Annotated in this window: 9 protein-coding genes; 3 read left to right on the top strand and 6 right to left on the bottom strand. The window is 45.5% G+C overall.

Annotated elements, in window-relative coordinates; genetic code table 11:
* Positions 1-7: 7 nt before the first annotated feature.
* A complete protein-coding gene (locus L1D15_RS07195) occupies positions 8-448 on the bottom strand; it encodes a DUF1249 family protein (RefSeq protein WP_239837735.1) in 441 nt (146 codons plus the stop codon).
* Positions 436-1065 carry an ADP-ribose diphosphatase gene (nudF, locus tag L1D15_RS07190; protein ID WP_239837736.1) on the bottom strand — a complete coding sequence of 210 codons (630 nt, stop codon included), beginning with the start codon at positions 1063-1065 and terminating at the stop codon, positions 436-438. The genes L1D15_RS07195 and nudF overlap by 13 nt, the downstream gene beginning before the upstream one ends.
* A 233-nt stretch (positions 1066-1298) precedes the next feature.
* On the opposite strand from nudF, the gene tolC reads away from it, so the two are divergent.
* Complete coding sequence (tolC, locus tag L1D15_RS07185; RefSeq protein WP_239865146.1) at positions 1299-2624, top strand: outer membrane channel protein TolC; 1326 nt, start codon at positions 1299-1301, stop codon at positions 2622-2624.
* Between the two features lie 100 nt (positions 2625-2724).
* Here the strand turns inward: tolC and L1D15_RS07180 are convergent, their stop codons facing one another.
* The 4 genes from L1D15_RS07180 to L1D15_RS07165 all read right to left on the bottom strand — a co-directional run bounded on the left by L1D15_RS07180 (position 2725) and on the right by L1D15_RS07165 (position 8356).
* On the bottom strand, positions 2725-3171 hold the full coding sequence (locus L1D15_RS07180) for a hypothetical protein (RefSeq protein ID WP_239865147.1): 447 nt from the start codon (positions 3169-3171) through the stop codon (positions 2725-2727).
* A gap of 5 nt (positions 3172-3176) precedes the next feature.
* Positions 3177-5516, bottom strand: coding sequence for an aerobic respiration two-component sensor histidine kinase ArcB (gene arcB, locus L1D15_RS07175; RefSeq protein WP_239875181.1), 2340 nt, complete (start codon positions 5514-5516; stop codon positions 3177-3179).
* 81 nt (positions 5517-5597) lie between these two features.
* Positions 5598-7346 (bottom strand): GGDEF domain-containing protein, encoded by a 1749-nt coding sequence (locus tag L1D15_RS07170; RefSeq protein ID WP_239875180.1) that lies wholly within the window; start codon positions 7344-7346, stop codon positions 5598-5600.
* A gap of 50 nt (positions 7347-7396) precedes the next feature.
* Positions 7397-8356 (bottom strand): TIGR01212 family radical SAM protein, encoded by a 960-nt coding sequence (locus L1D15_RS07165; protein WP_239875179.1) that lies wholly within the window; start codon positions 8354-8356, stop codon positions 7397-7399.
* A 534-nt stretch (positions 8357-8890) separates the two neighbouring features.
* On the opposite strand from L1D15_RS07165, the gene gltB reads away from it, so the two are divergent.
* The gene (gene gltB / locus L1D15_RS07160) at positions 8891-13441 is read left to right on the top strand and encodes a glutamate synthase large subunit (protein ID WP_239875178.1); all 4551 of its coding nucleotides are present in this window, start codon (positions 8891-8893) and stop codon (positions 13439-13441) included.
* The gene (locus L1D15_RS07155; protein ID WP_239875177.1) at positions 13441-14910 is read left to right on the top strand and encodes a glutamate synthase subunit beta; all 1470 of its coding nucleotides are present in this window, start codon (positions 13441-13443) and stop codon (positions 14908-14910) included. The genes gltB and L1D15_RS07155 overlap by 1 nt, the downstream gene beginning before the upstream one ends.
* Positions 14911-15126: the final 216 nt, after the last annotated feature.

Genomic DNA, 15126 nt, shown 5'->3' with positions numbered 1-15126 from the left:
CTAAAACCTAAATATTGAGCGGCGTCCGGCTAATACCATGCCTTAAACAAAAAGATAACCAATCACCCAAAAAACGGTTCAGTTGCACTTTTTCATCTTGCTGAACCATTTTGTCATTGGGGTATTCGTATCGAGCATTCACTCGTTTTAAATGCTCACACTCACACACCTCTGCTACGCGAGCATCGTGGTAGAGCCTGACAGACATTTTTGGCAATGGAAACACCGGGATATCATCACTTTGACAAATATCGACCAAAGTTGTGTACTTTGTGACTTCGACCACTTGAATTTGATATGTCATGTTAGCAGCCTGATAGCAGCGCACATTACCAACCTTTGCTCTACTTGGAAGCAAAGCATTTAATTTGGCGTAATTGGTTTCATAAGTCCGCATCAATTCTGATAAATCAACGTGATACGGTTTTTTTACTGCTACTTGTGCCATTGTTCTCTTAGCGTTTGGTAATTCAGCTGCAACCATTGCAGTGCAATAATCGAAGCGCCATTTTCAAATTTTCCGTTTGTGACCCATTGATAGGCGGTCTCACGACTGACCACATGAACTCGAATATCCTCACCTTCATAGTCTAAACCATGAACGCCTTGAGCGGTGGATGCATCCACTTTCCCAACGTAAACATCCAGTTTCTCGGAGCAACCACCAGAAGAAGGGTAATAAGACGTCACCTTGGTTACATCGTCAACGGAGATCCCCGCTTCCTCAACCGCTTCGCGACGCACAACCTGCTCTGAAGATTCATTGGTATCAATCACCCCCGCCACAATTTCAAATTGCCAAGGGTGATCATGTTCCAGCGCACCGACACGAATCTGTTCAATCAATACAACCTGATCCGTTACTGGATCATAAGGCAGTAATGCCGCAGCGTGCCCTCGCTCGAACATTTCACGCTCAATAACCTCACTCCAGCCACCTTCAAACAACTTATGTCGAAAGCGATACTTAATCATCCTAAAAAAGCCCTTAAATAGTGTCTCTTTTGAGATGATTTCTACATCTTGTGGAGTAAATTCACTTTGTTGACTATCAGATAGTTGCATTTGGTACCTCAGTGAGTGAATCTTATAGTTTACTCAGACAGAAGCTTAACTTCCAAGGACATGGCTCAACTTTTTATACAATTTTTATATTCTGAGTTAAATCTGCGAATCGAGTATATTGCACAGGTGGATAGTTAAGTGTAAAAATTTGCAAAGTTTTGCGTGAATTAGCATCAGTATGAGTTAAACTCTCGCTCAGTCACCTTTTTCATATTTTGGCAGGAATAGGACCTATGAAAAAACTGCTTCCACTATTTATCAGTGCAGCACTTGGCAGCTTAAGCACCAACGCTTTTGCTGACACACTGACGGAAATTTACAATCAAGCAAAAGAAAACGACCCAACATTACTTAGCGCAGCTGCTACCCGCGACTCTGCATTTGAAGCGGTGACTTCTAGCCGTGCCACTTTGCTCCCTCAAGTTGATCTGACAGCAAGCTACGACTTTGATCGCGGTGAGTACAATGACGCAGACAATGACAAGGATACTTGGACAGCTAAACTAGGTTTTACTCAAGAGTTGTATAAACGTTCTAGCTGGCTCACTCTAGATACAGCGGAGAAAACGGCACGCCAGGCCGATGCAACCTATGCGGCTGCTCAGCAAGATCTTATTCTTCGCGTCGCTACCGCCTATTTTGAAGTGTTAAGAGCACAAGATAACTTAGCTTTTGTCCAAGCAGAGAAAGCGGCTGTGGGTCGTCAACTAGAACAAACCAAACAGCGTTTTGAAGTAGGACTTTCTGCGATTACAGACGTCCATGATGCACAAGCACAGTACGATACTGTTTTAGCAGATGAAGTGCTGGCCGAAAACAGTCTGATCAACAGCTACGAAGGTTTACGCGAAATCACGGGCATAGAGCATGATGATCTCAATGTATTAGACATTGACCGTTTCTCTGCGACCAAGACTCAATCGCCAGTAGACTCTCTAGTTAAAGAGGCCCAAGAGAAGAACTTAAACTTACTTTCTTCACGCATCGCCCAAGACATCGCTAAAGATAATATTTCTCTGCAGAGCTCAGGCCACCTTCCTTCATTGACTTTAGATGGCGGCTATACATTAGCCGAACAAAAGAACAGTACATCCAGTTCAAGTGATTATGATTCGGACAATTTCAATGTTGGGCTAAATCTGTCTGTGCCAATTTATAGCGGTGGCTCAACAACCTCTCTGACTAAGCAAGCGGAATTTGATTACGTAGCGGCAAGCCAAGATTTAGAAGCGACTTACCGCAGCGTGGTGAAAGACGTTCGTGCCTTTAACAACAACATCAGTGCTTCAATTGGTGCACTACGCGCTTATGAACAGACCGTAGTGTCGGCTCGTTCAGCGTTAGAAGCCACTGAAGCGGGCTTTGATGTAGGTACCCGTACTATCGTAGACGTTCTTGACTCAACTCGTAACTTGTACGATGCAAACAAGAACCTTTCTAACGCACGTTACGATTACATCCTAAGTGTGTTGCAGCTTCGTCAAGCAGTCGGCACGTTAAGCGAGCAAGATATCCTAGATATCAATGCTGGTCTGAAAGAAGCTCCAGCTAACAGCTAACAGCTAACAGCTAACAGCTAACAGCTAACAGCTAACACGGAAAAGTAAAAAGGTTGATGCTTTCACATCAACCTTTTTTAGTTCTTGCCTATCTCAAAAACTAGTACACCGTATCTATCACAACATCTTTTTCTACCAGCCACTCGACCTTGTCACCATTCTTAAGCATTAAGGCGACATCGACTGGTTTTTCTGTCTCTACCGCGAATTGCCACACAAATGCCACTTCCCAACGGCTTTGATTGTGAGTACGTAAATCCAGTAAATCACCATCGATAACCCAACTTTCTTCACCTTGCTTAATAGAAATACTGTCCACTTCCAAAGTGGCAGGTAGTATTTTATCCGATTCTAGGTAGAGCGCGCCATGGAGCGTTTGGTCCTGAACTTCTCCTAAGGTAGGCATTTTGTTTAGCCATAAATTACTTTTTAGCCGAACCGTAGCCCCTTCAATAGCAACCTGTTCATCCTGCTCCCAACCCACTGGAGTCGATGCACAGCCAGCTAGCAGCACAGCTCCCAACACCACTACTGCATATTTTTTCATTGTTATCACCTTTGAGCCAACCACTCTTTGAGAGTTTGAATATCATTCTGATATTCATTTTTTATTTCTTCAACCCAATCATCTATGTTTTCCCACCATGCTGGCAAATCAGGAGACTGAGCTTTTTGTGCGACTTTCTGAATATGTTTAAGACCAATAGAACCAGCCGCGCCTTTAATCTTATGAGCTTCAGAAACAATACCGTCTTGATGTTTCGCCGTCATATTAGAATTAAGAACTTCGACATACTCTGGCATCATATTTTCAAACATCTCGATACTATCCAGGACCGGTTGAGAGCCCACTATACCGACATAAGATTCCAGCATCTCCAAATCCAACACCCGGCTGTATAAGTCGTTACTTTCCGCCACAACTGGCTCTTCAATCGTCAGTGGCTGTTGATACTCTTCATCGGAGGTAAATTTCGCGATAACTTCCTGAACAGCCGTCACGGATAGAGGCTTGCTGATCGCATCGTCCATGCCCTTTTCCAAGTATTCATTTTTGTTCTTCAGTACATTAGCAGTAAGGGCGACCAATGGCGGCAAATCTTTATAGGTTTTACGATAAAAATCAGCAACATCAAAACCTGTCATATCTGGAAGTTGGATATCCAAGAACGCCAGATCATAAATTTCCGGATCAAACATCTCAATCGCATCCTGTCCGGTCATGGCCACACTAACCTCATGCCCCATACTCTCTAGAAGCGAACGCGCTACAGTAATATTGAGTTCAATGTCTTCGACCATAAAGATATTGAGCTCTTTACGCTCCGTTGGCTCACTTTCAAGTGGCTGCTCGTGTGCAGAAAGAGGAACACGTATGGTCACCGTAAAAGTACTGCCAAACCCTTCCTCACTACTGACGGTAATATCTCCATCCATCATCTTGATAAGTTGTTTAGATACCGCTAAACCAATGCCTGTGCCAACTGCGTGAAGGTTATCCTTACCGGATTTAACCTGGTAGTACATCGCAAAGATCTTCTCAAGCTCAGATTCCGGAATACCAATACCACTATCTTCAATTTCCATGGTGATATTGGCAAGCTCACCATCGATTTCTGCATCGACGGTCATCACAACGCCCCCCTCTTTGGTGAACTTCATAGCATTACTGATCAGGTTCCACAGTACCTGTCGCAAACGGGTTGCATCGACTTCTATTGCTGTTGGAAGTTCGCTTAAACGCTCTAGATCAAAACGTAAACCTTTTTGGGAGGCCATGAGGGCAGAAATACTCTCCATTTCAGCCACAAATTCCTCAAAGTTCAGTGGAGATGGGAACAGCTCTAACTTGCGACGGTCAAACTTATCCATATCAATAATGTCGTTGAAAATATTACCTAGGGTAATCGCACTGACATTGATGGTCTGCATATGGTTTCGTTGCTCATCCGTTAATGGCGTATCAAGCAACATACGGCTCAAACCAACGATGCCGTTTAGTGGGGTACGTAGCTCATGACTGATGGTTGAAATGAAAGTCGTCTTATCTCGGCTGGCTTTCTTCAATGATTCCTCGTGACGTTTTCGCTCAGTAATGTCACGCCCGAAACCGACTAACCCAAGGTGGCGGCCATCCTTGCTATAAAAAGGAACTTTGCGTAGCTCAAAGTAATTTTTACGGCCGTCTGGGTATTCCAGCCACTGCTCGTAAGTCAAGGCTTGGTTATCCGCAAACACCTTTTCGTCCGTATCAACAATCTGTTGAGCCACTTCTTTGCTGTAGACATCCCAAGGGGTGAGCCCCACCAGCTGATTTTCTTTTTTACCCGTTAGCTCTTCCATGGCACGGTTACAACCGGAAAATACCCCTTCAGCATTGCGGTAATAAATAAGATCCGGAGACGCATCAATAAATGAACGTAGAAGTGCGGTTCTTTCCGCCAATTCCAGTTGCGTACGCTCACGTTGGTAGACTTCGTTTTCGAGATCTTTCATCGCTTCTTCACGGGCTTCCTCAGCTTTTATCCGCTCTTCAATTTCCTGATTCAGCTTAGCAATATTCTGCTGTAACTTATGGTTCAGTTCTTGATCTCGAGAACGCATATCTTTGAGCTTAGATACGAGCTTTGATAAACGCTGGCGTGATTCCTCAAGTTGGTCGACGACCACAGATAAGAAATACACAGCCCAAGGCGTGATTAGCAGACCAAAAAACACCGAGCGAACAATATCAATGTCATCCACATGTCCACTCAACACTAAGGTGATGCCAACCTGAACCACAACAGCCAAGGCAACCAGCGCTAAAGCGAGTAAAATAGAGAAACGCAAAATGCCAAGCTTGACCAGAAGATCGACATAATACTGAGCGAGATTCTTTATAGGTTTCATTGGGCGCTCCGTACGATAAGACTAGGTAAATACTACCTGTTTTCACTACCCACGGCTAAGAGAACCTAAAATCTGGAGAAGTTAATTTTCTGATGTGTGATGGACACAAGTTTGATTACGCCCGTTTGCTTTCGCCTGATACAGGGCACTGTCTGCCAACGCAATCAAGCTTTCTCTGTTATCCATAGGATTAGGGACAAGCGTGGCAACCCCGATACTTACGGTCAGGCTCGAAGAGACTTCAGAGGCTGCATGTTCTAGCCCCAACCGTTTCACCTCTTGGTGGATTTTTTCAGCAATCTGCCACGCACCTTCAACGGTTGTGTTAGGCAAAATGAATCCAAACTCTTCCCCGCCATATCGAGCCACACAATCACTATTTCGAGATAGCACTGATTTAAACACCTCAGCCACTCGAATCAGAGCGTCATCACCAGCTTGGTGACCGTAATAATCATTGAAGCCTTTGAAATAATCGATATCACACAGGAGAACGCTCAGCGGCTGACGCTCTCGAATATGTAAAGGCCATAAAATAGCGAGTTGCTCATCAAATCGACGTCGATTGGAAATTTGCGTCAAGCTGTCAAGAAAACTCAACCTCTCTAGCTCTTGATTGGCCTCTTCCAGTTTTTGTGCCGCAAGATAACGATCCGAGACATCTCTCGCCATGATCAATACACCATTAGTGCCAGAAGCGGGATCACGAAACGGCGATTTCACGACATCATACCAAGTAAACTCTCCATTACTATTGATCGCTTTATCGATGTAACGTAATGATTTCCCTTCATATAAAACCTTCTGATCCGTTTCAGACAAACGGCTATAGACATCATCTGGGATGATATCTTGAAGCCGCTTACCAATGAGCTCATCCACCTCAGAAATGCCGAGGGCGCGTACAAAAGGTAGGTTACAGGCTTGGTAGACCATGTTCTCGTTAAAGATACCGATAGCATCTGGGCTAGACTCAAGAATATTCTGTAAAATGGTATCGCGTTGCGCCAAAGCCACTTCAGTATCGCGACGTTTATCCATCTCATCACGAAGGCTTTGCTGCATATTATGCCAGTCCGTTACGTCATGGCTGATACCTATGCTGCCCATTTTTTCTCCCGTAGAGGAAAGCAAGATATTCTGATAGGTTTCGAGGAGGCAACTTCGCCCATCGCAGTCTGCAGTCCAGCGCCGTTTATTCGCTCGCCCTTTAACGACACCTTTAATATCAGCGCTGCCTTCCTGTTCACGTCCATCCCAAAAACGTTCAAATGCTCGATTAGTAAAAATCAACTCACCTTGGTTATTCTTGATAAACACCAGTTCCGAAAGGTTATTTAACGCACTTTTGGCAATGGAAAGAGATTGAATCTCACGTGCCATTTCCTCGTGAGAAGCTTGGTGCGGTGATAAATAGAGTAACCAAGATGCACGTCCTCGATAGACAGTCTTACGCCCAGTCATCTCTACTTTAATACGCGTATTTCTCGAAACACTCCATTCAATGGGAAAGCTCTTAAATCCATTTCCTGCAAACTGGTTAATTGTCGATAGTAAGAATTCTCGTGAAACAGTATCAGGTAGCAGAAACGATTTCCCCATGCGTCGAATAGCAAGCAACTGCATGGCACTCTTATTGGATAGAAGCAACTTTCCTGACTGAGCCTCGACGAGAATCAAGGCTGTGGGGGTATCCTGAAACAGCAACTCGATATGCTTTTGCAATCGCGAATAGAGCACTGAGGATAAAATAACGAAGAGCAGGATGACGACAAGGCTAAAACCATGTCCACGGGAAACATCCCATAGCCAGTAAAGTACCTGCTCCATTCTAATACTCTATGTCCATCTGCAACCTAATACTAAGGTTACAAAAGATATCAGCTTATTGCTGATTTTTCTGTATTTATTAATAGTTTTATATATATAAACGGCTGATTAATTAACGAACCTTGTGCACCATCACGTTGAAGTGTCTGTTCAAGCTCTGTCATCGCTAGCCAACGATTCTCACACCACAAAGGTGCAAGCAAAGTAGGTCGACGGGCCGCAGACGACACTCGATGAAAGACAACCTCTGGAGGTGTCATCCGAATCATCGCACTTGCGGTTTCAACGTATTGTTCTAATGATAGCGCATCCAATCTGCCCGCTTTCCAAGCTTTAGCCATAGTACTCCCTTCAACAATATGCAGACTATGAAGCTTAATACCATCGGTCCCTACCTCTAGCACTTTACTCAGCGTGCTCAGATTGTCCTCATGAGTCTCCTTTGGTAGACCAACGATCAGGTGAGTACACACTTTAATGCCCATAGCCCGCGCACGGTGAGTAATTTCAGCGTAACACTCGAAGTCATGACCACGATTAATACGTTTCAGAGTCTCATTATTAGCAGTTTGCAGGCCCAGCTCCAACCAAATTTCATAACCTTGTTGAGCATAACCAGACAAAAGATCTAACACGGCATCTGGCACACAATCAGGCCTTGTCCCGACACAAAGCCCAACGATGTCGGCTGTTTTCAAGGCCTGCTCATACATACTTTTCAGCACTTGCACTTCTGCATAAGTGCTGGTGTAAGCTTGAAAATACGCTAAGTACTTCTTCGCTCTGCGAACTTCATTGGCACGATCATTCAGTTGCTCACCAATACTCTTAATCTGGCTTTTTTCATCAGCAAATGAAGCAACATTGCAGAATGTACATCCACCTCTGCCTATCGTGCCATCTCTATTTGGGCAACTGAAACCGCCATGCAGTGTCAGTTTATGGACCTTCTCTCCATATCGTCGCTGTAGATCTTGCCCAATCGTATTGACCATCTCATGTAGCTGCATATTTCTCTTACACACCAAATAGGAATAACTATCATTTCGATTTGTGTAATTAAATTACAACAATGAAAAATTAACAGGTCAGAATTTAAAGATTTAAAACAGCTAAGCTTTATCTAAAATCAATAAAAATGCATAAAATTAAGCACAAAAAGCAATTGTTAAGCAAAAGTTAAACATAAATACAATAACAGGACCTGAAAAACTACTCGACTTCCTCGAATTTTGATTGCAATTAAGCTGGACAAAATTGTAGGATAATTTCAGATTTTAGTTTTATTTGTGTATTTAATTACACAATCATTTACTAAAACGTCGGTGTTTTCCAACTCCCACCTATATAAATCACTAAATAGTGATACAAAAAACATGGATTACACCAAGGATTGTTTTTCTCGCAATATTTTTCCTGCGAGATACGGAATGGAATCAAAGTCGCCAACTTCGGAAGACTTCGAATCATAAAAAATAAAGGACTGGACGCAAAACTGGTTTCGACTAGCTCATTTGCGCCTATTGAACTGGAAGGATGTATCTATGGTAGATAGAGAGCAAAATTCGCAAGGTCTGTATACTCCTGAGCTGGAGCATGACGCTTGTGGCATCGGTTTTGTTGCTCACCTGAAAAACCGTAAATCTCATGAAGTTGTGACTCAAGCATTGGATATGCTGGCTCGCATGGAACACCGTGGTGGTCAAGGCTGTGACCCATGCAGCGGCGACGGTGCAGGTATCTTGCTACAAAAACCTCATGAATTCCTATTAGAAGAAGCCGTTAAGTTAGGCATTAAACTGCCTTCGTTTGAAAAGTATGGTGTCGGTGTCGTTCTTTTCCCGAAGGACGAATACAAACGCGAGCAATGCCGTGACATTCTAGAACGTAACGCACAACGTCTAGATCTTGAAGTTATCGGCTACCGTGTATTGCCAACCGATAACTCAATGATCGGTGCAGACCCACTAAGCACAGAGCCTCAGTTTGAGCATGTGTTTATCTCTGGTGGCCCTGGCATCACACCTGAAGAGCTAGAGCGCAAACTGTACGTACTTCGTAACTACACTGTACGTGTTTGCCTAGAAAGCGTTTCGAACATTGGTGACGACTTCTACATTAACTCAATGTCTTACAAGACATTGGTGTACAAAGGTCAGTTAACGACCGAGCAAGTACCTCAGTACTTCCTTGATCTGCAAAACCCGACCATGGTGACTGCACTAGCACTTGTACACTCTCGTTTCTCTACCAACACCTTCCCGAAATGGCGTCTTGCACAGCCTTTCCGTTACATTGCCCACAACGGTGAAATCAATACAGTTCGCGGTAACTTGAACTGGATGAAAGCCCGTGAAGCAATCCTAGAATCAGACCTGTTTACTCAGGCTGAAATCGACATGCTTCTTCCAATCTGTCAGGAAGGTAGCTCGGATTCATCTAACTTCGATATGGCACTTGAGCTCCTAGTTCTTTCTGGTCGCAGCCTGCCACATGCGTTGATGATGATGATCCCGGAAGCATGGCAAGAAAACAAAAACATGGATCCTAAGCGTCGCGCGTTCTATCAGTACCACGCAAACATCATGGAACCATGGGATGGTCCAGCTTCAGTATGTTTTACTGATGGTGTTCAAGTTGGTGCGACACTCGACCGTAACGGTTTGCGCCCTTCTCGCTACACAGTAACCAAAGACAACTTCCTAGTGATGGCATCTGAATCTGGTGTTGTGGATATTGAACCAGAGAACGTAGAGTTCCGCGGTCGTCTACAACCAGGTCGTATCTTTGTTGCAGACCTAGAGCAAGGTCGCATCATCTCAGATGAAGAAGTGAAAGACACCATCGCAACGGCACAGCCTTACGAGAAGTGGGTAGAAGAAAACCTACTGAGCTTGAAGAAGCTGCCAGATGCGAGCAACCAGTTCAGCCAACCTTCTCCAGAGCGTTTGTTGCACCGTCAGCAAGCTTTCGGTGTGAGCACTGAAGAAGTGAACGAAATCATCGTTCCAATGGCGAATGACGCAAAAGAGCCATTATCAGCCATGGGTGCCGATTGGCCGCTTGCGGTTCTATCTCATCAGTCTCAGCATCTTTCAAACTACTTCAAGCAACTGTTCGCACAGGTAACCAACCCACCGATCGACCCGATCCGTGAGCGTATGGTTATGTCACTGAACACTTACTTGGGTAAAGACCAAAACCTTCTGACTGAAACACCACTTCACTGTCAGAAAGTTGAATTGGAATCGCCTGTTCTAGCGAACTCTGAGCTTGAGAAATTGCGTGCGATCGATAACGAGCACCTACAAGCGAAGACGCTGGATATCGTATTCCAAGCTAATGAAGATCAAGGCAAGCTTGAGCGTGCACTAAAACGTATCTGCCAATACGCAGAAGACGCGGTTATCGATGGTTACTCAATCATCCTACTAACTGACCGTGCAGTGAACTCAAACCACGCAGCGATCCCAGCAATGCTGGCAGTTGGCGCAGTGCACCACCACTTGATCCGCAAAGGTCTACGCGCGAAGTGTGACATCGTGGTTGAAACTGGTGATGCGCGTGAAACGCACCACTTTGCAACGCTACTTGGTTACGGTGCAAACGCAGTTAACCCATACCTAGTAATTGAAACCATCATTGAGCTTCAACGTACTAAGAAGTTGGATCCAGAAGCGAACCCTCGCGATCTGTTCAACAACTACCGTAAAGCGATCAATGGCGGTCTTCTAAAGATCTTCTCGAAGATGGGTATCTCAACGCTACAGTCGTACCACGGTGCACAAATCTTCGAAGCGTTGGGCATCCACAAGTCAGTGGTCGACAAGTACTTCACAGGTACGGTTTCTCGTATCCAAGGTCTCACCCTTGATGATATTGCCAAAGAAGTGCTGATCCGTCACCGCATCGGTTACCCCCAACGCGAAATCCCAATTCAAATGCTGGATGTTGGTGGTGTTTACCAATGGAAACAGCGTGGTGAGAAGCACCTCTTCAACCCAGAAACCATTTCTCTACTGCAAGAATCAACGCGCAACAAGAACTACGATCAGTTTAAGCAGTACGCGACAGCCGTAGATAAGCAAGGCGACAACGCGGTAACCCTGCGTAGCCAGCTAGAATTCATTAAGAACCCAGCCGGTTCTATCTCTATCGACGAAGTCGAGCCAATTGAGAGCATCGTGAAACGCTTCGCGACAGGTGCAATGTCATTCGGTTCTATTTCTTACGAAGCACACTCCACACTGGCTGTTGCGATGAACCGTCTTGGCGCGAAATCAAACTCTGGTGAAGGTGGTGAAGACCCAATGCGTTTCGAACGCAAAGAAAACGGCGACTGGGAACGCTCAGCAATCAAACAGGTGGCTTCAGGTCGTTTCGGCGTAACCTCTTACTACCTAACCAACGCTGATGAGCTACAAATCAAGATGGCTCAAGGTGCGAAGCCAGGTGAAGGTGGTCAGCTACCAGGCGATAAAGTAGATGACTGGATCGGTGCAACACGTCACTCGACTCCGGGCGTTGGCCTTATCTCGCCACCGCCACACCACGATATCTACTCAATCGAAGATTTGGCTCAACTGATCTACGACTTGAAGAATGCGAACCGCGCAGGTCGTGTAAACGTGAAACTAGTATCGGAAGCTGGCGTAGGTACGATCGCTTCTGGTGTAGCGAAAGCGAAAGCGGACGTTGTACTTATCGCAGGTTTCGACGGCGGTACAGGTGCATCCCCAATGTCTTCAATCCGTCATACTGGTCTTCCTTGGGAGCTAGGTTTGGCAGAAACACACCAAACGCTACTGAAGAACGGTCTACGTAACCGTATCGTGGTTCAAGCAGATGGTCAGATGAAGACACCTCGCGACCTTGCAGTGGCAACACTACTCGGTGCAGAAGAATGGGGCGTGGCAACCGCAGCCTTGGTGGTTGAAGGTTGTATCATGATGCGTAAGTGTCATAAGAACACCTGCCCTGTCGGTATCGCAACTCAAAACAAGACGCTTCGTGAGCGCTTTGATGGTCGCGTTGAAGACGTCGTAACCTTCTTCCAATACATGGCACAAGGTCTGCGTGAAATCATGGCTGAACTTGGCTTCCGCACTATCGATGAGATGGTCGGTCAAGGTCAGAAGCTGAAGATTCGCCAAGACGTTTCTCACTGGAAATACAAGAATCTAGATCTGTCCCCTGTTCTCCACGTTGAACAACCACGCGAAGCGGACGGCGTATTCAACCAAGCAGAGCAGAACCACAACCTAGAAGAAGTACTAGACCGTAAGCTGATTCAAGCAGCGATTCCTGCACTCGAGAAAGGCGAAGCAGTGAATGCCGAGTTCCCTATCGTCAACACGGACCGCTCTGCAGGTACCATGCTGTCGAACGAAATCTCGAAAGTGTACAAAGATGCCGGCCTACCTCAGCCAATGAACGTGAAGTTCAAAGGTTCTGCGGGTCAGTCATTCGGTGCATTCCTAGCTAAGGGCGTGAAGTTCGAAGTGGAAGGCGACGCGAACGACTACTGGGGTAAAGGCTTATCTGGCGGTACGTTAGTACTTTACCCAGACGCGAAATCAAGCATTGTCGCAGAAGACAACATCGTGGTTGGTAACGTGTGTTTCTACGGTGCAACTTCGGGTGAGTCTTTCATTCGCGGTATGGCTGGTGAACGTTTCTGTGTTCGTAACTCAGGTGCGAAAGTCGTAGTAGAAGGCGTCGGTGACCACGGTTGTGAATACATGACTGGCGGTGCAGCCATCATCCTTGGTTCAACAGGTCGTAACTTTGCCGCAGGTATGAGTGGCGGCGTGGCTTACGTATGGGATAAATCAGGCGACTTTGAGTCAAAACTGAACCCAGAGCTAGTAGACCTAGATCCAATCGAGCAAGAAGACAGAGATCTATTACTCGACATGCTAACTAAGCATGTTCAATTCACAGGAAGTGAAGTCGCTCAGTCTTTCCTAGACAACTTTGAAGCAAGCCTAGCCTCTATGGTTAAGGTAATGCCGCGTGACTACAAAGCGGTTCTTCAAAAGCGTAAAGCTGAAGCACAGTCTCAAGGAAACGAAACTCAAGTGGAGGCCGTATAATGGGTAAGCCTACTGGATTTTTAGAGCATGGTCGTGAACTACCACAGAAGATCGACCCAGCTGAACGTATCAAGAACAACAAAGAGTTCGTTCTGAACGAGGAGTTTGGTGACAAGATCAATACTCAGGCTTCTCGCTGTATGGATTGTGGTGTGCCGTTTTGTCATAACGGCTGCCCTATCGGTAACATCATCCCAGAGTTTAACGACGCGGTTTATCGTGATAGCTGGGAAGAAGCATGGAACATTCTGAGCTCAACCAATAACTTCCCAGAGTTTACTGGTCGTGTTTGCCCTGCTCCGTGTGAAAGTGCTTGTGTACTTGGTATCAACCAAGATCCAATCACCATCTGTAATATCGAGAAAACCATCGTAGAAACGGCGTATCGTGAAGGGTACGCCAAACCAAAAACACCACGTTCTCGCACAGGTAAAACCGTTGCGATCATCGGTTCGGGTCCTGCTGGCCTTGCGGCGGCTGAGCAGCTAAACAGCGCAGGTCATACTGTGACCGTCTTCGAGCGAGACGAGAAAGTAGGCGGTCTGCTACGTTTTGGTATTCCAGATTTCAAACTAGGTATGGACGTGATTGATCGTAAGATCAACCTCATGGCAGAAGCTGGCGTTGAGTTTAAAGTAAACCAACACGTCGGTGTTGATGTAAATGCTCAGCAACTGCGTCAAGAGTTCGATGTGGTTCTGCTAACTGGTGGCTCAACCGTTCCACGTGATTTGCCCGTTCCGGGTCGTGAACTAAAAGGCGTTCACTTCGCGATGGAATTCCTAGGTCAAAACAACCGTCGCGCCAATAACATGGACCTTAAAATGGAAGAAATTCACGCTGCGGGTAAACATGTTGTGGTTATCGGTGGTGGTGATACAGGTTCAGACTGTGTGGGTACATCAAACCGTCACGGCGCAGCAAGTGTAACTCAAGTGGAAATCATGCCGATTCCACCAGAAAAACGTCCTGCTAATATGCCATGGCCACAGTACCCAATGATCTTGCGCACTTCGACATCTCATGAAGAAGGCGTTGATCGTCACTGGAACATCCTAACCAAAGAGTTCATTGGCAATGACAAAGGTGAAGTCACTGGCCTTCGTCTAGCTGATATCGTTTGGCAAGATGCGAAACCTGGCGAGCGTCCAAGCTTTAAAGAAGTAGAAGGCAGCGAGCGTGTTATCCCGTGTGATATGGCATTTCTAGCTATGGGCTTCCTACACCCAGAACCAACAGGCGTACTTGCTCAACTGGATATCGCGCTAGATGATCGTGGTAACGTAGCAACTCAAGATTTTGCTACCAACCAAGAAGGTGTATTTGCTGCTGGAGATATGCGAACAGGCCAATCTTTGGTGGTTCGTTGTATCAACGAAGGTCGCGAATGTGCCCGTGCTATCGATGATTACCTAATGGGTGGCACAAACCTAGAAGCAAAAGCGGATTCACTGATGCTGTCTGCGTAAACCAAATAATCCCCAGAACTAACCAATAATGAATGATTCTGGGTATTAAACAAATAGCTAATCAATCCTTCCAAACTTTCCATTCTGGCCAGCACAATGTGCTGGCCTTTTTTATTTAAGCCAGATTCAATTGTTAAAAAAGTGTAACAATGAAAAGTGTATCCATATGATAAGAAAGAAGTTTTCAGATTATTAAGTGGTAAATAGAACATTGGC

It is taken from the genome of Vibrio sp. Isolate25 (assembly GCF_022398025.1).
Taxonomy (GTDB): Bacteria; Pseudomonadota; Gammaproteobacteria; order Enterobacterales; family Vibrionaceae; genus Vibrio; species Vibrio coralliilyticus_A.
Note: the sequence above shows the minus strand (reverse complement) of the source record. Positions and strands in the feature narration are given on the sequence as shown.